This is a genomic window from Flexivirga sp. G2 (assembly GCF_055397625.1).
Genome location: NZ_AP039675.1, coordinates 1,850,545 through 1,874,034, shown reverse-complemented (window position 1 = coordinate 1,874,034; position 23,490 = coordinate 1,850,545). Strand labels below are relative to the sequence as shown.

The following is a 23,490-nucleotide window of genomic DNA, read 5'->3' as shown; positions in this document are numbered from 1 at the left end:
GCTCCCGGCTCGAAAGGAGTCGCTGATGACTGAAGCTGCCACAGCACTGGACGTGACCGTCAACGGGCAACCACGTGAATTCACCGATGCCACCCACACCAATCTGTTGGACTGGCTGCGTTCCCAAGGTTTGACCGGCGCGAAGGAGGGTTGCGCCGAAGGCGAGTGCGGCGCCTGCTCGGTGCTCGTCGCGCGACCCGACGACGACGGTGGCACCCGCTGGACCGCGGTCAACGCCTGCCTGCCCCCGGCGGCTGCCTTCGCGGGCCAGGAGATCATCACCGCCGAGGGCCTCGGCAGCCCGGACGCTCTGCACCCCGTCCAACAGGAGATGGCGGTCCGTGGCGGCTCCCAGTGCGGCTACTGCACCCCAGGATTCATCTGCAGTATGGCGGCCGAGTACTACCGGCCGGAGCGATCGGCGACGAACTCCGACGACCATGTCGATGAGCAGACCGACACCAACGAGGCCGACTCCGAGCACGGGGCGAACGGCTTCGACCTGCACTCGCTGTCGGGCAACCTCTGCCGGTGCACCGGTTACCGGCCGATCCGGGATGCGGCATACGCGCTCGGCGACGTTCCTGAGGACGACCCGCTCGGCGCGCGGTGCACCGAACCTGCGCCCACGGCACCGGCGACGTCATACGAGACCAACGGGCGGCGCTTCGTGCGCCCCGCGTCGCTCGCCGACGCACTGGCCCTGCTCGCCGAACACCCCGAGGCGATCCCCGTCGCCGGCAGCACCGACTGGGGCGTCGACGTCAACATCAAGTCCACCCGCGCCGACCTGGTGGTCGGGCTGGATCGGCTCGCCGAGCTGCGCGGACTCGAGACGACCGACGCGTACATCGAGATCGGCGCCGCACTCACCCTCAGCGAGATCGAACGCCGGCTCGATGGCCGAATTCCGTTGCTCGCAAGGCTTTTTCCGCAGTTCGCCTCTCGGTTGATCCGCAACGGAGCGACCATCGGCGGCAACCTGGGCACCGGCTCGCCCATCGGTGACACTCCCCCGGCGCTGCTCGCCCTCGAGGCCGACCTCGTGCTCACCGGAGTCTCGGGGAGCAGGGTCGTGCCGCTCGCCGACTACTTCACCGGCTACCGGCAGACCGTCCGCACTCCCGGCGAGCTCATCCAGGCCGTGCGAATCCCCTTGCCGCTGTCCGGGATCACGGCGTTCCACAAGATCGCCAAGCGTCGCTTCGACGACATCTCCAGCGTCGCGATCGGCTACTCGATCGACGTCGACGGCGGCGTCGTGCGCAAGGCACGCATCGGACTCGGCGGCGTCGCGGCCACTCCGCTGCGCGCGACGGCCGTCGAAGCGGCGCTCGAGGGCAAGCCCTGGACCGCCGAGACCGTCCGTGCGGCGGCAGCCGTGCTCCAGCAGGAAGGCACTCCGATGGACGACCACCGCGCCAGCAGCAAGTATCGCCGGGCGATGCTCGGAACCTCGCTACGCAAGCTCTTTGCCGAGCACGCCGCGCAGGAAGGACACGTAGCGTGAGCACTCTCTCCGAACGCCCCACCAAACCCGTTGTCGGAGAGCCGATGCCGCACGAGGCGGCGACGCTGCACGTCACCGGTACGGCGCTCTACACCGACGACCTCGTGGGCCGTACCAAGGACGTCCTGCACGCCTACCCGGTCCGCGGCGAGCACGCGCATGCCCGGGTGACCCGCTTGGACGCCGCGCCGGCGCTCTCGGTCCCGGGAGTCGTGCGGGTCCTCACCGGTGCCGACGTTCCGGGCGTGAACGATGCCGGGGTCAAGCATGACGAGCCACTCTTCCCCGACGAAGTCATGTTCGCCGGTCACGCCGTCGCCTGGGTGCTCGGTGAGTCGCTCGAGGCCGCCCGACTGGGGGCGGCAGCCGTCGAGGTCGACTACGAGCCACTGCCGTCCCTCGTGCGCGTCACGGAAGCCATCGAGGCGAAGAGCTTCCAAGGAGCGCAGCCCACGGTCGCACGTGGCGACATCGACGACGGCTTCGCCCGGGCCGAGCACGTCTACACCGGTACGTTCGAGTTCGCCGGGCAGGAGCACTTCTACCTGGAGACCCACTGCTCACTCGCTCAGGTCGACGAGAACGGTCAGATCTTCATCCAGTCGAGCACCCAGCACCCCAGCGAGACCCAGGACATCGTGTCGCACGTGCTCGGCGTGCCGGCGCATGCCGTCACCGTCCAATGCCTGCGGATGGGCGGCGGATTCGGCGGCAAGGAGATGCAACCACACGGCTTCGCGGCCATCGCGGCGCTGGGAGCCACTCTCACCGGACGCCCGGTGCGGCTGCGACTCAACCGGACCCAGGACATCACGATGTCCGGCAAGCGGCACGGTTTCCACGCGCAGTGGCGAGTCGGCTTCTCCGCTGACGGTTACCTGGAGGCGCTCGACGCGACCCTCACCGCGGACGGCGGATGGAGCCTGGATCTCTCCGAGCCGGTGCTCGCTCGTGCCCTCTGCCACATCGACAACGCCTACTGGATCCCGGACGTCCGCGTCCACGGCCGCATCGCGAAGACGCACAAGACGTCCCAGACGGCTTTCCGTGGTTTCGGCGGCCCGCAGGGCATGCTCGTGCTGGAGGACATCCTCGGGCGTTGCGCCCCCCTGCTGGGCATCGACCCCGCGGAGTTGCGCCGACGCAACTTCTACACCGAGGGCCAGGAGACGCCGTACGGTATGCCGGTCCGGCACCCGGATCGGCTGGAAAGCGCCTGGTCCCAGGTGCTTTCGTCTGCCGACATCGAACAGCGTCAGACCGAGATCGCGACGTTCAACGCCGAGCACGCGGACACCAAGCGTGGCCTGGCGCTCACTCCGGTGAAGTTCGGCATCTCGTTCAACCTGACCGCCTTCAACCAGGGTGGTGCGCTCGTCCTCGTCTACAAGGACGGCTCCGTGTTGATCAACCACGGCGGCACCGAAATGGGCCAGGGACTGCACACCAAGATGATGCAGGTCGCGGCGACGACCCTCGGCGTGCCGTTGTCCACGGTCCGGCTCGCCCCGACGCGGACCGACAAGGTCCCCAACACCTCTGCCACTGCTGCGAGTTCGGGTGCCGACCTCAACGGCGGCGCCGTCAAGAACGCCTGCGACCAGATCCGCGAGCGGTTGATGGTCGTGGCATCGGGCCGGCTCGGCGTACCTGCTCACGATGTGCGTTTCGAGCAGGGCAAGGTCATCGGCCTCGGCTCCGACGAGCAGATGACGTGGGAAGAACTGGTCAATATCGCCTATTTCCAACGGGTTCAGCTCTCCGCATCCGGCTTCTACCGCACCGAGGGCCTGCACTGGAACTCCACAACGATGCACGGGACGCCCTTCAAGTACTTCGCGTATGGCGTCGCGGCCACCGAGGTCGAGGTCGACGGCTTCACCGGCGCTTATCGCACTCGGCGCGTTGACATCGTCCATGACGTCGGCGACTCGCTGTCACCGCTGATCGACATCGGCCAGATCGAGGGCGGCTTCGTCCAGGGCGCGGGCTGGCTGACCCTGGAGGACCTGCGCTGGGACGACCGTGACGGCCCGACCCGCGGCCGTCTATCGACTCAGGCCGCCAGCACCTACAAGCTGCCGAGCTTCTCCGAGATGCCCGAAGAGTTCAACGTCAGCCTGCTGGACAAGGCCCACGAAGAGGGCGCGATCTACGGCTCGAAGGCAGTCGGCGAGCCACCGCTGATGCTCGCCTTCTCGGTCCGCGAAGCACTTCGTCAGGCAGCGGCTGCGTTCGGACCGGCTGGCACGAGTGTCGATCTGGCGTCCCCCGCCACGCCCGAGGCCGTCTTCTGGGCACTCGAGCAGGCTCGGGCTGCCCACTCGAACGGCCACGTCGCCGAAGGATTCCCCGGCCGGGTGCCGGCTCAGCCCGGGCCCGAAGCGAGACCCATGCGACCCAACTCCGAGCGCGGCCAGTACGGCGTGCCGTCACCGTCCGACCAGAGGACGGCGAAAGAAATCAGCTCCCGTCCGAACGATGAGGGACGAATCGCGAGGACAGGAGTATGACGTGAACTGGTATGACGCAATCGGCCTGCTCCGGAAGCAGCGTCGCGCAGCGGTTCTGGTCACCCTCGTCGATGTGCGCGGCCACGCGCCGCGCGCAGCCGGCGCCAAGATGGTCGTCACGTCCGACGATGTCTTCGACACCATCGGCGGCGGGAACCTCGAGGAGACAGCCGTCTTCCGGGCACGCGTGCTGCTCGAAACGGACGACCGCGCACCGCAGGAGTTGGCTGTCGCACTGAGTGACAAGGCACCTGCTCAACACGGTGTGCAGTGCTGCGGCGGTGAGGTACGAGTCCTGCTGGAACCATTGCCGATTCGCCCCTCGATCGCGATCTTCGGAGTGGGACACGTCGGCCTCGAGCTCGCTCGGATCCTGAGTCGCCACGAGGTGGAGTTGCACCTCGTCGACTCAAGGCCGGCGCATCTGTCCCCCGAACGCCTTGCCGTGCTGGACGACGCGATCGCATCCGTCATACCGCACCCGGCGCCGGTTCCCGAGGTCGTGCTGGGCGAGGTGCCGGCCGGCAGCCATGTCCTCGTGATGACCCACGACCACGCCGAGGACATCGCGATCTGTGACTCCGCACTGCGCTGTGGGCACCTCGGCAGCATCGGCCTGATCGGCTCGGCCGCCAAGTGGGCGCGCTTCCGGCGCAGGCTCACCGAGGAAGGCCACGACGACGCGGCGCTGGCCCGCATCACCACCCCGATCGGCCTTCCCGACCTGCCGGGCAAGGCGCCCGCCACGATCGCTCTCAGTGTGGCCGCGGACCTCGTCCGCCGATTCGCCGACGTGTCGACCCAGGCGGTGACCCGATGACCATCTACCGCGCCACGGTGCTCGACACCCCGGTCGATCCGTTCGCCGGCGGGGCGTTGCGTGCCGACTCCGACACCGCCCTGGTCGTCACGGACGGGGTCATCACCGCTCGAGGCAGCTACCAGGACGTCCGCGCGACCGCACCCGACGACCAAGTCGTCGAGCTGCGCGACGGTGTCCTGCTCCCCGGATTCGTCGACACCCATGTGCACTACCCGCAGATCCGGGCGATCGGCGGGCTCGGGCGGCCGCTGCTGGACTGGCTCGAGCACTCCGCACTGCCCGAGGAGGCCCGACTGCGCGACGCCGATTACGCCGCGCAGGTCGCCGACGAGTTCGTGCATGGCATGACGCAAGCGGGCACGACCTCCGCGTTGGTCTTCGGCTCACACTTCGCGACTGCGGTGGACGCATTGTTCCGGAGTGCCGAGCGCAGCGGCATGCGGATGACCTCGGGCCTCGTCGTGTCCGATCGATTGTTGCGCGAGGACCTGCTCACCACCCCCGAGCGGGCGTATGACGAGTCGGTCGCCCTCGCGGCGCGCTGGCAGGACCACGAGCGCCTCCGGTATGCCGTGACCCCGCGGTTCTCCTACTCGTGCAGCGCGGACCTGCTCGAGGCGTGCGGCGCGGCATACAAGGACATCGACGGTGCCTGGTGCACCTCGCACGTCAACGAGAACGTCACCGAGGTCGCAGAGGTGGCAAGGCTTTTCGACGGATCGAGCTATGTCGGGACCTATCAGGATCACGGCCTGCTCGATGCCCGCACGATCCTCGCGCACAACGTGCACCCCACCGACGCCGAGTTGGACGTGCTCGCCGCGGGTCGCGCCGCGGTCGCGCACTGCCCGACGAGCAACGCCTCGCTCGGCAGCGGCATGTTCCCGATGGCCGAGCACCTGCAGCACGGAGTGCGCGTCGCCATGGGCACCGACGTCGGTGGCGGCACCGGCTTCTCGCTCTTCAAGGAGGGGCTGCAGGCCTACTTTCTGCAGAGCCTGCTCGGTTCGCGGGGTGTTCCGCTCACGCCGACCCACTTGTTGCACCTGATCACGGCGGCCGGCGCCGATGCGCTCGGGTTGCGGGACCACATCGGGGACCTCGACGTCGGTAAGCGCTTCGACGCGGTATTCGTTGCGCCAGAGGCAGATTCACCGCTCGGCGTGGGCATTCGACACGCGCAGTCCGCGGAGGACGCCCTCGCCAAGATCTTCGCGATGGGCACGCCCGCGGACATCACCCGGGTGTGGATCGACGGCGAGCTGGTCAAGCACGACATTCACTAGCCCACCCCGCCGTACCCAAACCTCGACCGTCGAAGGTTACGCACGCACAGTCAGCCGTCGATCGGGTGTTCCTCGAGGTATGCCGCCGCCAGCCTCTTGGGTGCGCGGTTCAGCCATGCCTCCGTGATGACCTCGGCCAGTTCGGCGACGCTGATCTCGTCCAGCCGGACGAGCACGGCCGGGTAGCCGTCGAAGTGCGGGATCGTGAAGTAGACGCTCGGATCGTCAGCGATGAAAGCCTGTTTCACACCTTCGTCGGGCACCCGGAACGCGAGGATCTCGCCGTCGGGCGCAGCGTCGCCGAGAGCGGCACGGTCCTTCGCGCCGAGCGGACGCTCCCAGACGAAGCCCTTGTCCTTGACCCGCCACATGGTGTTGCCCCACGCCGGCCGGCTCTCCACCTCGGGCAGCTCGCCGACGATCCGCCGGACGTCGTCCCAGGTCGCCATACCCGACGACTCTACGCGTATACCGCGGTCGGGTCACCAGTTCTGGACCGACCGGGTCAGGATGCCCGCGATGTCGCCCTCCGTCGGCTCCTTCGGGCAGGTCGAGAGCAACCGCTGCTGTTTCATCACCCCGGGCACCAGGTCGGGCACATCGGACTCCGAGAACCCAACAGCACCAATGCCGTTCGGTATGCCGATGTCCCGCATCAGTCCGGTGAGCACCGCGGGCAACTGCTCGCGCGGGTCCGACTGCTCCGGCACGTCCGGTCCCAGCAGAGCTGCCACGCGCAGGTGTCGTTCAGGCGCTGCATCGAAGGAGAACCGGAAGGCCTCCGGCGCGGTCAGCGACACCGCCATCCCGTGTGGCACCAACGCCTCGTCGCCTGGGTAACCGTCGGGCCGAAAACCCTTGACCTGCCCCGCGATCGGGTAGGCGTTCGCGTGCGGGATGTGCACGCCCGCATTGCCGAAGCCCATGCCGGCGAAGGTCGCCGCCTGCATCATGTCGACGCGCGCCTGCTCATCCTCCGCGCCCTGGGCGACCGCCCGCCGGAACGCACCGGCGAGCAGGGTGAGCGCCCGTTCGCACCAGAGATCGGACACCGGGTTGGACCCGCAGTAGGTGACACGTTCCTCCGGCCGCTTCTTCGGGTATAACGAAAACGGCTTGGCCGTGAACGATTCGGCCGCATGGCACACGATGTCCATGCCCGCAGCAGCGGTGACCGCGGGAGGCAGGGTCATGGTGAGCGCCGGATCGACGACCGCCATCGTCGGCCGCAGGCGCCAGTGACTGATGCCGGTCTTCACTCGCATCGACAGCACATCGAGCACACACATGGCCGTGCTCTCCGAGCCGGTCCCGGCGGTGGTCGGCACCGCGATGAGCGGCTTCAACTCCCCCGGCGGCACCTGCGCGCGACCGATGGGCGCGTTGAGATAGTCGCCGAGCTCGCCGGGGAACGTCGTCAGCAGGTTGACGGCCTTCGCGGTGTCGATCGAGGAGCCGCCGCCGACGGCGACGAAGCCGTCCCACGGTCCCTGCGCCGCGGCGTACTCGATCGCCTTGTTCATCGAGTCGTCCGTCGGCTCGACGTGGACGCCGTCGAAGACCTCGGCGACAATGTCGTACCGGGCCAAGGCGTCGGCAATGCGGTGCGCCACGCCAGTCCCCGCGACCCCGGGATCGGTGATCACCAGCACCCGTGACACGCCGTATTGCGAGAGGTCGTAACCGATTTCGTCACTTGCGCCAGTGCCGAACTTCAGGGGCGGGGCACCCCAGGTGAAGATGGTCTCGACAGACTCCACGGTTGTCCGCCTTTCGGGTCGACAGTACGTGCCACAGTAATCACCATCGCTGCAAACGGCAGGAGACCGGATGACCCGCGAGCTCACCTTCGTCCGACAAGGGCGGTTGGAGTGGCGCGATCACCCCGACCCGCAACTGGAGACGGCCACCGATGCTCTTGTGCGTCCCTTCGTCGCGAGCCGCTGCGACGGGGACGTTCTCCCGTTGCACCATCCCGTGTCGCGACCGATGCAGGCAGGGCTGAAGCTGCACCTGATCGACCCGGTGATCGCGGACATCACCGGCGCCGTGCCCTTCAAAGGCCCCTTCGGGGTGGGCCACGAATGCATCGCCCCGGTCACCGCGGTCGGCGACGACGTGCGACACCTGCACGTCGGCGACACCGTTGTCGTTCCGTGGTCGATCTCCTGCGGCACGTGCCGCGAATGTCGTCGCGGCATCACCGCCAAGTGCTCCACGACACGAGTGCACAGTCCCGGGAAGGCCCTGGCGGCATACGGTTTCGGACCCTCGTGCGGCCCATGGGGCGGCGTCGTCACCGACTCGATGCTGGTGCCGTATGCCGAGCACATGCTGGTCAAGCTGCCGGACGGCCTGGACCCGTTGCGGGTTGCCGCGGCGAGCGACAACCTGAGTGACGCCTGGCGCGCGGTGGCCCCACCGCTGGCTGACGCACCCGATGACGCGTCCGTGCTCGTCATCGGTGGCGGTGCGCGCAGCATCGGCCTGTATGCCGCAGGGCTTGCCGGCACCCTCGGCGCGGCCCGCGTGGACTACATCGACGATGACCCGGAGCGCCTGGCCGTCGCCGAGAGCCTCGGGGCCACTGTCCACGAAGTACGCCGCAAGCGCTGGACCTCCGTGCTGCCGGCGATCAGCGAACGCTACGACGTCGCGGTCGAAGCATCATCGACCGAGCAGGGATTACGTGACTCACTGCGCGCGCTCGGCCCGGGTGGGGTGTGCACGGCGGTCGGCTACTACGTCGGCATCGGCACCAAAGTGCCGGTGATGGACATGTACGCGACCAGCGCCACGCTGCGAGTGGGCGTCTCCAACGCGCGCCCGCGACTGCCCGAACTGCTCGACTTCGTCGCCCGCACCGACTTTCCCGCCGAGCGAGTCACCAGCACTCTGCTGCCGTGGCAGGACGCCCCCGAAGGGTATGCCGCACACACCACCAAGCTCGTGCTGCACCGCGAGCCGCTCGATGTGACCGACTGACACCGGTCGAAAACGCTGTCCCGCAAGGAAACTCAGGCGTCGATGCGCTCCCGGTCGAGCTCGCGTGCCGAGTCCACGATGAAGTCCTTGCGCGGGGCGACATCACTGCCCATCAGCAACTCGAAGACGCGCTCGGAATTCTCGGCATCCTTGAGCGTCACCCGACGCAGGGTGCGGTGGCGTGGGTCCATCGTCGTCTCCGCCAACTGCGAGGCGTCCATCTCGCCCAGACCCTTGTAGCGCTGGGGCTGCTTGACCGTGCGGCCCTTCTTCTGGAACTGCCCGATGACCTGGCGCATCTGCTGCTCGGAGTAGGTGTAGACGACCTCGCCCTTGGACCGACCCTGCGCCGTCGTCTCGATCCGGTGCAACGGAGGGACGGCCGCGAAGACACGACCGGCCTCGACCAGCGGACGCATGTAGCGGAAGAAGAGTGTCAGCAGCAGCGTGCGGATGTGCGCCCCGTCGACGTCGGCGTCCGTCATCAGGATCACCTTGCCGTAGCGCGCCATGTCCAGATCGAAGGTGCGGCCCGAACCGGCTCCGACGACCTGGATGATCGCGGCACACTCGGCGTTCTTGAGCATGTCGCCCACGGACGCCTTCTGCACGTTGAGGATCTTGCCGCGGATCGGCAGCAGAGCCTGGAACTCGGAGTTGCGGGCCGCCATACCGGTGCCGAGTGCGCTGTCACCCTCGACGATGAACAACTCGCTGCGCTCGTTGTCGTTGGACCGGCAGTCCTTCAATTTGCCTGGCAGTGAGGAGGACTCGAGTGCGCTCTTGCGACGCAGCGTCTCCTTCTGAACGCGCGCGTGGATGCGCGCCTTCATCTCGGCGACGACCTTCTCCTGCAGCTGGGTGGACTGGGTCTTCAGGTCGCGCTTGCTCGCCGTGAGCAACGCGGTCAGCTCGCGTTCGACGATCTTGCTGACGATCTGTCGGACCGCGGACGTCCCGAGGATCTCCTTGGTCTGCCCCTCGAACTGCGGCTCCGCGAGCCGGACGGTGATCACCGCCGTCATCCCCGCGAGAATGTCGTCCTTCTCGACCTTGTCGTTGCCGACCTTCAACCGCCGTGCGTTGGTCTCCAACTGCTTGCGGAAGACCTTCAGCAGAGCTTGCTCGAAACCGGCGACGTGAGTGCCGCCCTTCGGGGTGTCGATCACGTTGACGAAGGACCGCATCCGCTGGTCGTACCCGGTGCCCCACCGCAGCGCGATGTCGACACCGCAGTTGCGCTCGACCTCCGTCGGCGACATGTGACCCTGCGCGTCGAGCACCGGCACGGTCTCGGCGAAGGTCGCCTCGCCCTGCAGCCGCCAGATGTCGGTCACTGCCGGATCGGGCGCCAAGAACTCGGTGAACTCGGAGATGCCGCCCTCGTGCAGGAACTTCTCCTCGACCGGGCCGTCCGCGCCGGGCGTGTCCGGGACACCACGCTCGTCGCGCACCACGATCTCCAGACCCGGCACCAGGAACGAGGTCTGCCGGGCGCGCCCGATCAGCCGCTCGTAGTCGAACTTGGCGTCACGCAGGAAGATCTGCGGGTCGGCCCAGTAGCGGATGCGGGTGCCGGTGACCCCGCGCTTCACCTTGCCGACGACCCGCAACTCGCTGCCGGCGGTGAACGGCTCGAACTCCGAGTCCGGACTCGGCCCCGACTTCGGGTCCTTGAAGACACCGGGCTCGCCCCGGCGGAAACTCATCGCGTAGGTCTTGCCGCCACGATCCACCTCAACGTCGAGTCGACTCGAGACCGCGTTGACCACCGACGCACCGACCCCGTGCAGGCCACCCGACGCGGCATACGAACCGCCGCCGAACTTGCCGCCGGCGTGCAGCTTGGTGAACACCACCTCGACGCCGGACAGTCCGGTGCGCGGCTCGATGTCGACGGGTATGCCGGCACCACGGTCGGCGACGGCGACCGAGCCATCGGCATACAGCGTGACCAGCACATGACTGCCGCGATCAGCGAGCGCCTCGTCCACGGCGTTGTCGATGATCTCCCAGACACAGTGCATGAGGCCGCGGCCGTCGGTGGAGCCGATGTACATGCCGGGTCGCTTGCGAACGGCCTCGAGCCCCTCGAGCACCTGCAGGTGCCGTGCGGTGTATTCGCTCTTGGACGTGGTGGACGGGCTGGCGGTCACGAGTGGTGCTCTCCTGGCTGGTCTGCCGCCCGGCGTCCGAGCGGTCTTGCTCGCCCGAGATTAACCCCCGCCACTGACGAAGCCACGCAGGCGCACGGTGCGGGCCACGACCGGCAGCCCCGCCTCGTCGGTCGATCGCGCCCGTCGAGCGGAGCGAATATTCGATTGACAGGACAACCTCGCACCGAGTTAGCTATCTTGATATCAAGATACTTCAAGTCAAGGAATTCATGAGATCGCTGCTGCGCCGCATCCTGTCCGACGACCCGCTCATCCGGGCCATGTCCTACCAGTCGGTGCTGTCCGCCTTCGGCGAGGGAGCCTTTCTCACCGGCTCCGCGGTGTACTTCACCCAGATCGTCGGCCTGAGCGCCGCCCAGGTCGGTCTCGGCCTGACGATCGCCGGCATCGCGACCTTCCTCACCGCGGTCCCGCTGGGCCGGTTCGCCGACACCGTCGGCACCCGTCGTACCTGGATCATCGGCGCGTTCTGCGAGGCACTGCTCTTCGGTGCATGGCTGCTCATCGGCGACTTCCTCGGGTATGTCGCAGTGATCGTCGCCCTGTCACTCGTACAGACCTGGATGCGGTCGGGGCGAAACGCCTACCGCTTCGACGTCTTCCCCCGGGCAGACCGAGTCCGGTCGCTGGCATACATGCGCGCATCGCGGAACGTCGGCTACACGCTCGGCGCTCTCGCCAGTGGCCTGGCCCTCGCGGCCGACAACGACACCTTCGTGCGGGCCGTGCCGCTGCTGACCGCAGCAGTTCTGCTGATCAACACCGCGTGGGTGACCCGGCTGCCGCACGTCGCTCCGCACACCACCGGCGACGCGAGCACACCGAAGGTGGCCGAACCCCGCGGCGCACTGCGGAACCGCGGGTTCCTGCTGACCAGCGTCTTCGACGGAGTGCTCAGCACGCACTCGGTGCTGCTGAACACGGTCATCCCGCTCTGGCTGGTCGAACGCACCGATGCGCCGCGCGTCCTGCTCGCCTGGCTCTTCGGCACGAACACCCTGATGGCCGTGCTGTTGCAGGTGGCCGCCGCACGCGGCGTCGACGACACTCCGAGCTCGCTGCGAGCCGAGCGCCGCGGCGCCGCCTGCTTCGTGCTGTCCTGTGTCGTCGTGGCCGTCACCCACGACACCGTCGGCTGGCTCACCATCGCCCTGATCTGGCTCGGCCACGTGACGGTGACCGGCACCGAGCTGTTCCAGTCGGCGGGTCAATGGGGCCTGCAGGCCGAGCTGTCCGACCCGAAGCGGCGCGGCGAATATCAGGGAGTGGCCCAGCTCGGACTCACCATGGGGACGGTCTGGGCGCCTGCGGCATACACCTTCTGGGCGATGAACTGGGGACCGTACGGCTGGCTGCTCATCGCGGTGATCGTCATCGGATCGGCGATCGCCATCCGGCCGGCGGCGCGCAGCGCCGAGCGCTACCTCGCCGAGCATGCCCAGGACGACGACACGGCCGAGGTGCCTGCCTGACCCCGCCGTCGTTCGTCACCCGGAACTCAGCCGGCCCGCCGATCGTCCGACTGGTGGCGAACGTTGCCGAGGAGACAACGTCGCCAAGGTCACAAAAGTGTGAAGCATGACACACGCCCGGGATATGTTTCGACGGGAATCCCTTCGCGTGATTGACTGTTGACTACTTCGACGACGGAAACCCCCGGGTGACCGGGAGGACCCGCAACGAGAGGATGATTACCGTGACTACAGCAGTTGCCCCCACCTTGACCGCATCCGATCGCTGCGACCGCTGCGGCGCCCAGGCCTTCATCCGTGCTCGCCTCAGCTCCGACCAGGATCTGCTCTTCTGCGCTCACCACGGCCGCGAGCACCTGGACAAGCTGCGCGAGATCGCCGACGAAGTGATCGACGAGACCGATCGGCTGCACGAGTCCACGATCGAAGTGTGATTCCCACCCGCTACTCACCGAAGACGGCGCACCGCATGGTGCGCCGTCTTCGTCTGTCCGGGCAGTAGGTTCATGCCGTGGACGCAGTGACCGTCGTGGCCGGAGTGATGATCACGCTCGGGATCCTCGGGCTGATCGTTCCGGTGCTGCCCGGGCTGTTGTTGTGCCTGGCCGGCGTCCTGCTGTGGGCGTGGGAGGTCGACACCGGCACGTCATGGGCGATCTTCGGCTGCTGTGTGGCGGTCGCTGCGATCGGCTGGGTGGTGCAGTTCCTGGTGCCGAATCACCGGCTCAAGGCCGCGGGGGTGCCAGGTTTCGCCAAGGTGGCCGGTCTGGCCGGCGCTGTCATCGGCTTCTTCGTCATCCCGTACGTCGGGATGTTCGTTGGCTTCCCGGTGGGTGTTTTCGTGGCCGAGCAGGTACGCCTGCGCAACGCTCAGCGAGCGTGGGCGGCGACGAAGGCCGCCGTACGAGCAGTGCTCACCGGCATCGGCATCGAGTTGGCCGCTGCGGTGTTGGTGTCGTGGATCTGGGTCGCCGGAGTGCTGCTGACCTGAGGATGTCGAGCGGGGCTTACCAGCCTTCGCCGCGTCGGCGATCCCAACGCTCCTCGAGACGCTGCATGAAACTGCCATTGGTGCGGGTCTGCCGTCGAGGGTGTGCCGCGGCGACCGATCCGTCGTCCTGGACCGTGCCGAAGTCACGTTGATGCCCGGGCTTGAAGGCGTAGGCGCCGGCCGCCACCATCACGGCGAAACCGACGACGCCGAGCCAGATCTGCGCAATCGTCATACCGACGATGACGAGGGCCAGTCCCACGATGACACCGCACACGCCGATGGCGATGCGTCGCCGGAGTCGACTGCGGCCAGGATGAGCGACCATGTGCGACGCAAACTTGGGGTCCTCCACCTTGAGCGCCTGCTCCATCTGGTCAAGCAGACGCTGCTCGTGCTCTGACAGTGGCACGTTGACCTCCCAATGTCTTTCGGCCGTCACCACGCGGCGACCGATCCCGCCGGTTGATCCCCGACTGATCTCTCCCTCCAGGATAGATCGCCGCGCTACCTAGCGGTAGGTGCCCACCGGCCCGAGGACCGCAGACGGTCGTTCGCACCAGGTGGGCCGCAGCCCCGGACGGACAGATCAGCACATCGGATCCGTTGTCTTGGCGTCAGCCTAAACAAGTCCGGCCGCTCTCGGTGCAGGAGTTGCGAACGAAAACCGGCTGTCACCCGCCTCCGGTCGGAGCGATGCACGCGGTGAACGACTCCCCCATCGGCAGCCCCAGGTGCGCCAGCACCAACTCCAGGAAGATCTCCACCTGGCGCACCAGGTCGTCGGCGTCCCGCGTCGAGACCGTGACCGCACCACGATCCAGCGCACTACGTCGGCGCGCGCTGCCTTCGAAGAACTGTGCCCACTCGGACAACTCGGGAGCGACCGCCGGCAGCACGGCCCACACATTGCGCGGGCGGGAGCCGGGGGCACGGCGCGCATCGGCGGCCAGCACCGCGGCAGCCGCCCGCAGGGCCGCGAGATGCGCGAGCCGGTAGCGTTCGTCGGCGGACTCGGCGTGACACGCCTGCAGCAACCCGACGCGCGTGCGGTCGACCAGGTCCAACACGGTGCCGGCGACCGGCGTCGGGGACGTGGGGTGAACGGGTGAGCGCATGCGGCCTCCTCGCGAACGGATCATCGAACTTTTGTTCGATACCGGCGAGGCTAACCGGGGCCACCGACAAGGGGTGACCGGCCGGCGCCTCAGACCAGACTGATCTGCCGCAGGTTGGCGAAGACCTCGAGCGTCGCGGTCGACTTGTTCATCGTCATGAAGTGCAGACCCGGCGCGCCCTCGCGCAGCAACCGCTCCGAATGCTCGGTGCAGATCGCGACGCCTTCGCGTCGTACCGCGGCCAGGTCGTCGCCGGCAGCCTCGATCCGGGCGACGACATCGGGCGCCAGCGGCTGCCCGTTGAGCTCGGTGAGGCGCTGCAGCTGCCCGACCGCCGTCACCGGCAGGAGCCCCGGTATGACGGGCATGGTGCACCCACGCGCATCCACCATGTCGCGCAACCGCAAGTAGGCGTCGACATCGGTGACCATCTGGGTGATTGCGAAGGCTGCCCCCGCATCGGCCTTGCGGACCAGCGTGTCGGCTTCCTCGACCAGTGACGCCGACTCCGGGTGCTTGTCGGGGAACGCCGCGACACCGACCGTGAAGTCGCCGAGCGAACGCACCAGCGAGACGAGCTTGTCCGCGTGGTCCAGCCCTTCGGGATGGGCGGCCCAGGGCGCGGCCGGTCCACCCGGTGGGTCACCGCGCAGCGCCAGGATGTTGGCGATGCCGACAGCGGCGTACTCCCCCACCACGCGCCGCAGTTCGGCGACCGATGACCCGACGCACGTGAGGTGCGCCATGGTGCGCAACGTGGTCTCCTGCTCGATCCGCCCCGTGATGCGGACGGTCCGGTCACGAGTGGAGCCGCCGGCGCCATACGTCACGGAGACGAAGGTCGGATGCAGCTGCTCGAGTCGGCGAACGGAGTTCCAGAGCACGGCTTCGGCGCGCTCGCTCCGGGGCGGCATGAACTCGAAACTGAAACTCGGACCGTCCTCCGCGAGCAACTCGGGGATCGGACGCGCGGACTTGTCGGTGCGCTGGTCGATGCCCTTCGTCATGCCGCTCAGCTTACGGACCGGCGCGGCGACTACGCTCAACTCGATCACGATTCGGAAGGACATCCACTTGCCCACCGTCGACCTCGCCGACCTGCGAGCCCGCGTCCAGCAGGCGCTCGATGAGGAGCGCCGGACCCAGGCAGCGATCCTGGCACCGCTCGGTCCGGACATGGCCGACCTGCTCGAGGCCGTCTTCACGCTGCTCAGCGGCGGCAAGCGGCTGCGTGCGGGCTTCTTCTACTACGGCTACCGAGCCGTCGGCGGCCGGGACAGCGTCGCCCTGGTGCGAGCCGCCATGTCCCTGGAGGTGTTCCAGGCGGCCGCCCTGTTGCATGACGACGTCATGGACGACTCCGACGTTCGCCGGGGTATGCCGTCGGCACACCGCCGGCTGGCCGATGCGCACCGCGATCGAGGGCTTGCCGGTGACCCCGGGCGTTTCGGCGAGGCCGGAGCGATCCTGGCCGGAGACCTCTGCCTCAACTGGACCGACGAGATCTACTCGACCAGCGGACTTCCCGCCGAGGAACTGGCCCGCGGGCGCCGCACGATGGACACCATGCGCACCCAGTTGATGGGTGGGCAGTACCTCGACGTCATCGAAGCCGCGCAGACCTGGGACGACGTTCCGACCGAGGAACGAATCAGCCGGGCTCGCAAGGTGATTCGGTTCAAGAGCGCGAAATACACGATCGAGCACCCCGTGCTGATCGGCGCGACCTGCGCCGGCACCGACCCCACCACGTTGTCGGCGTTGTCCGATTACGGACTCGCGCTCGGCGAGGCGTTCCAACTGCGTGACGACCTGCTGGGTGTCTTCGGCGACCCGGAGCAGACCGGCAAGCCGGCCGGCGACGACCTGCGGGAGGGCAAGCGCACGGTGCTCATCGCGTACGCACTGCAGGGCATGAATTCCGCTGATCTGCAACGATTCCGGGCCGTTTTCGGCGATCCGCACATCGCCGCCGAGGACGTCGCCTGGCTTCGCGAGCAATGCGTCCGGACCGGTGCCGTGGACCAGACGGAGAAGCTGATCTCCGCGCAGGCTGACGCTGCCCGCACCGCCCTGGACACCGCGCAGCTCACGGACGAGGGCCGGGCCGCACTGCTCGACCTGATCGACATCTCCACGGCACGCTCGTCGTGAGTCCGGGCGGCGGCCGGCCGCGGAAGGCGGTCGTGGTCGGCGCCGGACTCGCCGGACTCTCGGCAGCGTTGCATCTGCGCGGGGCCGGAGTCGAGGTCACCGTTCTCGAGGCGGAGCCGACCGCCGGCGGACGCTGTCCGGACGTCGCCGTCGACGGCTACCGCCTCGATCTCGGGCCGACGGTACTGACCGAAACAGCCCAATTGGCGAGGGCTTTCGCTGCGGTGGGTGAATCCCTCGACGATCACCTGACACTCGTCGACCTGGACCCGGCATACATCGCACACTTCGCCGACGGCAGCAGCCTGTCCATGCACACCGACCCCGAGCGGATGCGCGACGCCATACGAGACCTGGCCGGCGACCGCGACGCCGCAGGCTATGACCGGTTCGTCCGCCACGTCCAGCGCCTGTACGACGTCGAGCTCCCCCACTTCATCGATCGCAACCTGGACGGTGTTCATTCACTCCTCCGACCTGCTCTGCCACGACTCGCCGCGCTGCGCGGATTCGGCCGGTTGGACCGGTTGATCGCGTCGTTCTTCCATGACGAACGGCTGCGCCAGGCGTTCAGCTTCCAGGCCCTGTATGTCGGAGTGCCGCCGCACCGGGCGCGTGGCATGTTCGCCGTCGTCAGCGCGATGGATCTGGTGCACGGCGTGACCTACCCCGTCGGAGGGATGCATGCGATCGTGCAGGCCCTGGTCGACGTCGCGCGGGCACACGACGTCGAATTCCGTTTCGACGAACCGGTGGAAGCCGTCCGAACCGTCGACGGCGGTTACCGCGTCGACGCCGCGTCGTCGGTCCATCGTGCCGACGCGGTCGTGTTGACCTGCGAACCCGACCGCGCCGCAACGCTGTTGGCCGATCCGCTGCTCTTTCGACCGGACACGACACCGGCGCCGAGCTGCGTGCTGCTCGCCGCGGGGGTCCCGGACGGCCTGCCGGGTATGGGACATCACCACCTGCACTTCGGGACGTCGTTGCGCGGTGCAATGGACGACATCACCACGGGTCGGCCGATGCGCGATCCCAGCTTCCTGGTGTCGGTGCCCACCCGGACGGATCCCACGCTCGCTCCGGTCGGGGCAGACGTCCTCTACGCGCTCTTCCCCGCACCGGCTCGTCACGGCACCGGTCGTGACCTCGACTGGTCGCGACTGCGCGGCGGCTATCGGGACCACATGGTGCGGCACCTGACCGCTGCCGGTTACCCGGTCGACGAACTCGTCGCGGAACACCTCATCACCCCGCAGGACTGGGAGCAGCGCGGAATGCCTTGGGGCACACCGTTCTCCAGTGCTCACACGTTCCGCCAGAGCGGTCCGTTCCGTCAGCCCAACCTGATCGCACCACGCCTGGCGCTGGCCGGGTCCGGGACGACACCCGGTGTCGGCGTGCCGATGGTGCTGATCAGCGGTCGGCTGGCCGCGGAGCGGGTCCTTGCCGGCGACGGCCCGAAGCGCAGCAGCACCCATGGCTGACCTCGGCGCCGCGTACCGGACATGCCGGGCCATCAACGCCGCACACGGCCGGTCCTTCTATCGCGCCACGAGCCTGTTGCCACCGCGCCGCCGTCCGCACGTCTGGGCCCTGTATGCCGTGGCACGGCGCAGCGACGATCTGGTCGACGCTCCGGCGGTCGGTGCCGACCCGGCAATGTCCTTGTCGCAGTGGGAGATCGCGGTGGCAGAGGCAGTGCGCGGCGATTCGGAGATCAGTGATCCGGTGTTGCGAGCGTTGCGTCATACGGTCCGGACCTACGGCATACCTAAGCAACTGTTCGGGGAGTTCTTCGCGTCGATGCGCCGCGATCTCACCACGACGCGCTACGCCACCTGGGACGACCTGTGCGGATACATGCGCGGCAGCGCCGCCGCCATCGGCGAGATGACCGCCCCGATCCTCGGCAGCGGTCCTGCGGGACTGCCGCATGCGGCCGCGCTCGGCGAGGCGTTCCAACTCACCAACTTCATCCGGGACATCGCCGAGGACTGGCAGCGCGGCCGGATCTACCTGCCGTTGCAGGATCTTCGCGCAGTCGGCTGCACCGAGGAGGACCTCGGCACGTGTGTCGCGACCGGAACCAGCAGCACTCCGCTGCGACGACTGGTGCAGCGGGAGATCGCTCGCGCCCGCACGCTGTATGACGCCGCAGAGCCCGGGCTGGCCGAGGTCGACCCGGTCGTCCGGCCGTGCCTGCGAGCGGCGTTCGCGCTCTATGGCGAGATCCTGCGCGAGATCGAACGGCGCGACTTCGAGGTGTGCCGCGACCGGGTGATCGTTCCGCCCGCGCGACGTGCCGCTGTCGTTGCTACTGCGCTGGCGGGCGGGCACCCCTGGAGTTCCACCAGTGCCAGGACACGAGGGTGAGCAGGATCAGTGCGAAGCCGAAGCCGAGGTCCTCGACCGGCGCGTAACAGATTCGCCAATCCCCCACGAAACGCTCGTGATTCGAGCCGAGGATGGCCGATCCGTCATACGTGACGATGCGGCGGCCGGTCAGCCAGCCGTTGACCGCGAGCTGACCTACGAGCGTGATCGCATAGGCGATCCACCACTGTGCTGTCAGGACCACCCGCGTGCGCACGATCACCAGATCGACCAGCAGTGCGACGGGTACGGCGATGAGCGCAAGCACCGTGTAGCTCATTCGCTGCGCCGCCGATCCAGCAACGCACCGACCGCTTCGTAACTGGCGATCCCGGCGAACGGTATGACGATGAAGAAGGCCCACTCCTCGAGCGGCAGGCCGAGGAGACGAACGCCGAGCACCTGCGCACTGTCGAAGTGCCACTGTCCCTCGTGTGTCGCCCACAGGTCCCAGATGACGAATGGCGTTGCAGCGCAAGCGATCGCGGCGAGAAGTACTCGTAGCCGGCAGATCCGGACCAGCCGGAAGGCGGGGACCAACGGCACCGTCGCGGCCAAGCAGACGAGCAGCACCGCGGCATACGCCAGATGTCTCACCGGACCGGCTGGATGATCATCGGATCAGAAGGCGAGTTCGGAGGCGCGCTTGCGCACTTCGGCCTTGCGGTGTGCCTGCAGCATCGTGATCGGCGACCCGTCGACCGGCAGGGTCGGATCCGTCGTGAACAACCACTCGAGCGCCTCGTCCGGGGACAACCGTGCGTCCAGCAGGACGGTGATCGTGCCTTCGAGGGCGGTCAGCAGGTGATCCTCCTCGATGAACGCGGCCGGCACACAGAGCGCGTTGTTGGGGCCGACGCGGTGCGAGAGCACCACCTTGTCGTCGACCAGACGACGGGCCTGCCGCTGGGTGATGCCCAGCGCATCGCCGAATTCGGGGATCGAGAGCCAGTCTCCGACCAGTGTCTCCAGGTCGCTCGTCGCATCAGTCACGAGCACAGAGTCTAGAGAACTCCCCGGGAACACCCGGAACACGGATCGGGGTCCCCGCCAAGTGTCGGAGGAACGGAGCAGGAGAACTTCGTGGGGCGCGTGCGGTGTTTCGACACGCCTGCGGGCTGCAGGTCGGCCACCTCGCCTCGACGAGCCGCTAGTTTGACGACGAGTCACATCTGTCCCAACTGCCACAGCTGGACGTCCCCGAAACGTCCGTCCCCGGCTAAGGAGACCCATGCCACCACTCACCACCGGCGCGCCCCCGGCAGCCGTGCACGCGATTCACGCGCAGGCCGACGGCCACGCCCGGAAGACGTCCCAGCACGCGAAACCGGCGCGATCGAAGACCCCGAAACTGCAGCCCCGGCGCAGCACCGCCATCGCCAAGACCGCGACGCGCATCGCCACGCCATACCGCGTGCAACGGGGTGACAACCTGACGAGGATCGCCGCACGTCACGGCGTCTCGCTGACAGCGCTGATCAAGGCCAACGGCATCGCCGACCCGAACCGCGTACTCAGCGGATCGGTGCTGCGGATTCCGGGACACGCTGCGCCGCACAAGTCCGCGACGCCCAGGAAGGCACCGAAGAAGGCGGCCACCAGGAAGGCCCCGCCGCGCGCCACCGGTGCGTCCGCGAAGGTCAGGGCGAGCCGCGAGGCGATCGCCAAGCGGGCCGTGCCGAGCCGCACCCAGACCCGGGCGATGATCGAACGCACCGCGCGCAGGTATGGCGTCAACCCGCGACTCGCTCTCGGTGTCAGTTGGCAGGAGTCCGGCTGGAACCAGCGCGTGGTCTCACCGGCGAACGCCATAGGCACGATGCAGGTCCTGCCGCAGTCCGGTGAATGGGCGTCGGCGATGGTCGGCCGCAACCTGGACCTGACCGATACCGAGGACAACATCACCGCCGGCGTCGCGATCCTGCGCTATCTGACGAGCAACTCCACGAGCCTGGATCAGGCGATCGGCGGCTACTACCAGGGCCTCGCCGGCGTGAAGAAGCACGGGCCGTATGCCGAAACCACGCACTACGTACGGAACGTCAAGGCCCTCATGGAACGTCTCTGAGGGAGGCGCGCCAGTCCACCTGACCGGCGCACGAGCACGAGGTTCGTACACTTTGAGCGTGTCAGTATCCGCCCCATCACTCGTCGGACGCCGGATCGACGAGCGATACGTCCTCCGCGAGCACCTCGCCGACGGCGGCATGGGATCGGTCTACGTCGCGCTCGACGAGCGACTGGACCGTGAGGTCGCGCTCAAGATCATGCGACCCGATCTCGCGCGCGACGAGGAGTTCGTCCGGCGTTTCCGGCGCGAGGCCCGTTCGGCGGCCCGGCTGACGCATCCCAATGTCGTCGCGGTGACCGACCAAGGATCCGACGACGACTTCGTGTTCCTCGCGATGGAGCTGGTCCGCGGACAGACGCTGCGTCAGCTGATCCGCCGCGATGCGCCGCTCCCGGTCCGGCAGGCGCTGGACTACACCGAGGGCATCGTGCGCGCGCTCGACGCGGCGCACCAGGCGGGACTGGTCCACCGCGACGTGAAACCGGAGAACGTCCTCATCGGCGCGCACGGTGTGAAGGTCGCGGACTTCGGCCTGGCCCGTGCAGTCACCACGGACACCGTCACCGGTGACAGCGACGTGCTGCTGGGCACCGCCGCCTACCTGTCGCCGGAGCAGGTCGAGAGTGGCCGGGCGGACGAGCGCAGCGACGTCTACGCGACGGGTCTGCTGCTCTTCGAGATGCTGACCGGCGAGAAGGCGTTCCCCGGTGACTCCCCCATCAACGTCGCGTACCAGCATGTCCACGGCACGATGCCGCGCCCGTCCGATGCGGTGCCGACGGTGCCGCCGGCGGTCGACGAGCTGGTCCTGCGATCGACGGCGAAGAACCCCGACGACCGTCCGGCGAACGCGGGCGAGCTGCTGCACGAGCTGCACCTGACCCGTGACCGGCTCGGCGCGGCCGCTCTCGACCAGCCACCGCGCATCCAGTCGTCGGTCGCCGCCGATGACCACCGGACCGGCCCACTGGCTGCCGATTCCACCCAGCAGATCGATCGAGGCGGCCCGCCGCCGACCGGTCGGGTGGGTCGCCGGCGCTGGCCCTGGGTCGCCGGGATCCTCGTGGTGGTCCTGCTGATCGCGGGCGGACTCGGTGCCTGGGCGTTCACCGCGGGACCACTGGGCAAGGTCGCGGTGCCGGCCGTTGCCGGCCAGAAACAGGGCCGCGCGGTCGACGCCATACAACACGCGGGACTGCACGCGAAGGTCACGCAGGTCTTCTCGGAGAAGGTCGCTCGCGGAGTGGTCGTGTCGGCGACCCCGGGAGCCGGCAAGGACACCCGGAAGAACTCCACCGTGACGCTGACCGTGTCCAAGGGCGCCGAGCGCTACACCGTTCCGTCGGTCGTCGGCCGGACCGAATCCGCCGCACGTACCGCCATCACTGACGCACACCTGCGGATCGGCAAGGTCACCCGCGCGTATGACGAGAAGATCGCGAACGGCAAGGTGGTGCGCGCCTCCCCGGACGGCGGCAGCGCGCAGAAGCCCCGGACCGCCGTCGACCTGGTCATCAGCAAGGGCAAGCAGCCCATCGACATCACCGATGTCACGGGCCGCCCCAAGGCGGACGCGAAGCAGACGCTCACCGACGCCGGGTTCACCGTCTCGTTCGGTGCAGCGCAGCACAGCGACACGGTGCCTGCCGGCGACATCATCAGCCAGGACCCGCCGAACGGCACCGGTCACCGTGGCGACGAGATCCGGTTGGTCGTCTCCAAGGGACCGGTGATGGTGACCGTTCCGAAGGTGATCGGGATGAGCTCCGGAGCTGCCAAGGCCAAGCTCGAGGGCCTCGGTTTCCAGGTCAAGACCAGCTACCCGTTGCTCGTGCCGGTCCTCTTCCAGGTGCAGGGGCAGTCGGTCAAGGCCGATACCCAGGCACCCAAGGGCAGCACCATCACCATCGACGTGGTCTGAGCCGGCCCGGTCGTAGCGGCCGACCCATTCGATAAGCGGAGGCTTCATCCGATAGGATGCCTAAGTGATAGCCGACCATTGCTCCGCACGCCC

The 23,490-nt window shown here is 68.1% G+C and carries 22 protein-coding genes; 13 read left to right on the top strand and 9 right to left on the bottom strand.

All coding sequences use genetic code 11. The features are described from left to right. Positions 1-25 precede the first annotated feature (25 nt). From ACZ50J_RS08930 to guaD, 4 genes are read left to right on the top strand one after another with little or no spacing between them, the layout of a single operon-like run. Positions 26-1,510: a xanthine dehydrogenase small subunit gene (locus tag ACZ50J_RS08930; RefSeq protein WP_464300919.1), complete on the top strand. Its 1,485-nt coding sequence runs from the start codon at positions 26-28 to the stop codon at positions 1,508-1,510. After that, positions 1,507-4,023, top strand: coding sequence for a xanthine dehydrogenase molybdopterin binding subunit (xdhB, locus tag ACZ50J_RS08925; protein ID WP_464300918.1), 2,517 nt, complete (start codon positions 1,507-1,509; stop codon positions 4,021-4,023). Before ACZ50J_RS08930 ends, xdhB begins: the two co-directional genes overlap by 4 nt. Position 4,024: 1 nt before the next feature. Then, positions 4,025-4,843: a xanthine dehydrogenase accessory protein XdhC gene (gene xdhC, locus ACZ50J_RS08920; protein WP_464301332.1), complete on the top strand. Its 819-nt coding sequence runs from the start codon at positions 4,025-4,027 to the stop codon at positions 4,841-4,843. Further along, the gene (gene guaD / locus ACZ50J_RS08915; protein ID WP_464300917.1) at positions 4,840-6,132 is read left to right on the top strand and encodes a guanine deaminase; all 1,293 of its coding nucleotides are present in this window, start codon (positions 4,840-4,842) and stop codon (positions 6,130-6,132) included. The genes xdhC and guaD overlap by 4 nt, the downstream gene beginning before the upstream one ends. Before the next feature lie 50 nt (positions 6,133-6,182). Here the strand turns inward: guaD and ACZ50J_RS08910 are convergent, their stop codons facing one another. Beyond that, positions 6,183-6,581, bottom strand: coding sequence for an MmcQ/YjbR family DNA-binding protein (locus ACZ50J_RS08910; RefSeq protein ID WP_464300916.1), 399 nt, complete (start codon positions 6,579-6,581; stop codon positions 6,183-6,185). A gap of 33 nt (positions 6,582-6,614) precedes the next feature. Further along, on the bottom strand, positions 6,615-7,892 hold the full coding sequence (locus ACZ50J_RS08905; protein ID WP_464300915.1) for a hydroxyacid-oxoacid transhydrogenase: 1,278 nt from the start codon (positions 7,890-7,892) through the stop codon (positions 6,615-6,617). Positions 7,893-7,962: 70 nt separating this feature from the next. Here ACZ50J_RS08905 and ACZ50J_RS08900 point away from each other — a divergent pair, with 70 nt between their 5' ends. Beyond that, the gene (locus ACZ50J_RS08900) at positions 7,963-9,117 is read left to right on the top strand and encodes a zinc-dependent alcohol dehydrogenase (protein WP_464300914.1); all 1,155 of its coding nucleotides are present in this window, start codon (positions 7,963-7,965) and stop codon (positions 9,115-9,117) included. 32 nt (positions 9,118-9,149) lie between these two features. On the opposite strand, the gene ACZ50J_RS08895 is transcribed toward ACZ50J_RS08900, so the two are convergent. Continuing rightward, positions 9,150-11,273, bottom strand: coding sequence for a DNA gyrase/topoisomerase IV subunit B (locus ACZ50J_RS08895; protein ID WP_464300913.1), 2,124 nt, complete (start codon positions 11,271-11,273; stop codon positions 9,150-9,152). 230 nt (positions 11,274-11,503) lie between these two features. Between ACZ50J_RS08895 and ACZ50J_RS08890 the strand changes: the two genes are divergently transcribed. From ACZ50J_RS08890 to ACZ50J_RS08880, 3 genes are all read left to right on the top strand, one after another. After that, positions 11,504-12,766, top strand: coding sequence for an MFS transporter (locus ACZ50J_RS08890; protein WP_464300912.1), 1,263 nt, complete (start codon positions 11,504-11,506; stop codon positions 12,764-12,766). Positions 12,767-12,981: 215 nt separating this feature from the next. Next, positions 12,982-13,200 (top strand): DUF7455 domain-containing protein, encoded by a 219-nt coding sequence (locus ACZ50J_RS08885; protein ID WP_464300911.1) that lies wholly within the window; start codon positions 12,982-12,984, stop codon positions 13,198-13,200. Positions 13,201-13,277: 77 nt separating this feature from the next. After that, on the top strand, positions 13,278-13,757 hold the full coding sequence (locus tag ACZ50J_RS08880; protein ID WP_464300910.1) for a DUF456 domain-containing protein: 480 nt from the start codon (positions 13,278-13,280) through the stop codon (positions 13,755-13,757). Between the two features lie 16 nt (positions 13,758-13,773). Here the strand turns inward: ACZ50J_RS08880 and ACZ50J_RS08875 are convergent, their stop codons facing one another. The 3 genes from ACZ50J_RS08875 to ACZ50J_RS08865 form a co-directional block, all read right to left on the bottom strand. Then, entirely contained in the window at positions 13,774-14,169 is a 396-nt protein-coding gene (locus tag ACZ50J_RS08875) for a DUF3040 domain-containing protein (protein WP_464300909.1), read from the bottom strand. Positions 14,170-14,431: 262 nt separating this feature from the next. Continuing rightward, on the bottom strand, positions 14,432-14,875 hold the full coding sequence (locus ACZ50J_RS08870) for an SAV_6107 family HEPN domain-containing protein (protein ID WP_464300908.1): 444 nt from the start codon (positions 14,873-14,875) through the stop codon (positions 14,432-14,434). Between the two features lie 89 nt (positions 14,876-14,964). Then, the gene (locus ACZ50J_RS08865; RefSeq protein ID WP_464300907.1) at positions 14,965-15,882 is read right to left on the bottom strand and encodes a methylenetetrahydrofolate reductase; all 918 of its coding nucleotides are present in this window, start codon (positions 15,880-15,882) and stop codon (positions 14,965-14,967) included. Positions 15,883-15,949: 67 nt separating this feature from the next. Between ACZ50J_RS08865 and ACZ50J_RS08860 the strand changes: the two genes are divergently transcribed. The 3 genes from ACZ50J_RS08860 to ACZ50J_RS08850 are packed head-to-tail and all read left to right on the top strand — an operon-like array spanning position 15,950 to position 19,405. Continuing rightward, positions 15,950-17,029: a polyprenyl synthetase family protein gene (locus ACZ50J_RS08860; RefSeq protein WP_464300906.1), complete on the top strand. Its 1,080-nt coding sequence runs from the start codon at positions 15,950-15,952 to the stop codon at positions 17,027-17,029. Further along, positions 17,026-18,516, top strand: coding sequence for a phytoene desaturase family protein (locus ACZ50J_RS08855; RefSeq protein WP_464300905.1), 1,491 nt, complete (start codon positions 17,026-17,028; stop codon positions 18,514-18,516). Before ACZ50J_RS08860 ends, ACZ50J_RS08855 begins: the two co-directional genes overlap by 4 nt. Then, the gene (locus ACZ50J_RS08850; protein WP_464300904.1) at positions 18,509-19,405 is read left to right on the top strand and encodes a phytoene/squalene synthase family protein; all 897 of its coding nucleotides are present in this window, start codon (positions 18,509-18,511) and stop codon (positions 19,403-19,405) included. The genes ACZ50J_RS08855 and ACZ50J_RS08850 overlap by 8 nt, the downstream gene beginning before the upstream one ends. On the opposite strand, the gene ACZ50J_RS08845 is transcribed toward ACZ50J_RS08850, so the two are convergent. Genes ACZ50J_RS08845 through ACZ50J_RS08835 form a run of 3 tightly spaced genes read right to left on the bottom strand, consistent with a single transcriptional unit; the run spans position 19,347 to position 20,398 of the window. Further along, the gene (locus tag ACZ50J_RS08845; RefSeq protein ID WP_464300903.1) at positions 19,347-19,685 is read right to left on the bottom strand and encodes a lycopene cyclase domain-containing protein; all 339 of its coding nucleotides are present in this window, start codon (positions 19,683-19,685) and stop codon (positions 19,347-19,349) included. The two genes, ACZ50J_RS08850 and ACZ50J_RS08845, sit on opposite strands and share 59 nt — an antisense overlap. Further along, on the bottom strand, positions 19,682-20,002 hold the full coding sequence (locus ACZ50J_RS08840; RefSeq protein WP_464300902.1) for a lycopene cyclase domain-containing protein: 321 nt from the start codon (positions 20,000-20,002) through the stop codon (positions 19,682-19,684). Before ACZ50J_RS08840 ends, ACZ50J_RS08845 begins: the two co-directional genes overlap by 4 nt. A 24-nt stretch (positions 20,003-20,026) precedes the next feature. Then, on the bottom strand, positions 20,027-20,398 hold the full coding sequence (locus tag ACZ50J_RS08835) for an Rv2175c family DNA-binding protein (RefSeq protein WP_464300901.1): 372 nt from the start codon (positions 20,396-20,398) through the stop codon (positions 20,027-20,029). A 238-nt stretch (positions 20,399-20,636) separates the two neighbouring features. Here ACZ50J_RS08835 and ACZ50J_RS08830 point away from each other — a divergent pair, with 238 nt between their 5' ends. Both ACZ50J_RS08830 and pknB read left to right on the top strand, forming a co-directional pair. After that, on the top strand, positions 20,637-21,473 hold the full coding sequence (locus ACZ50J_RS08830; protein WP_464300900.1) for a lytic transglycosylase domain-containing protein: 837 nt from the start codon (positions 20,637-20,639) through the stop codon (positions 21,471-21,473). Positions 21,474-21,531: 58 nt separating this feature from the next. Next, on the top strand, positions 21,532-23,397 hold the full coding sequence (gene pknB / locus ACZ50J_RS08825; protein WP_464300899.1) for a Stk1 family PASTA domain-containing Ser/Thr kinase: 1,866 nt from the start codon (positions 21,532-21,534) through the stop codon (positions 23,395-23,397). Positions 23,398-23,490: the final 93 nt, after the last annotated feature.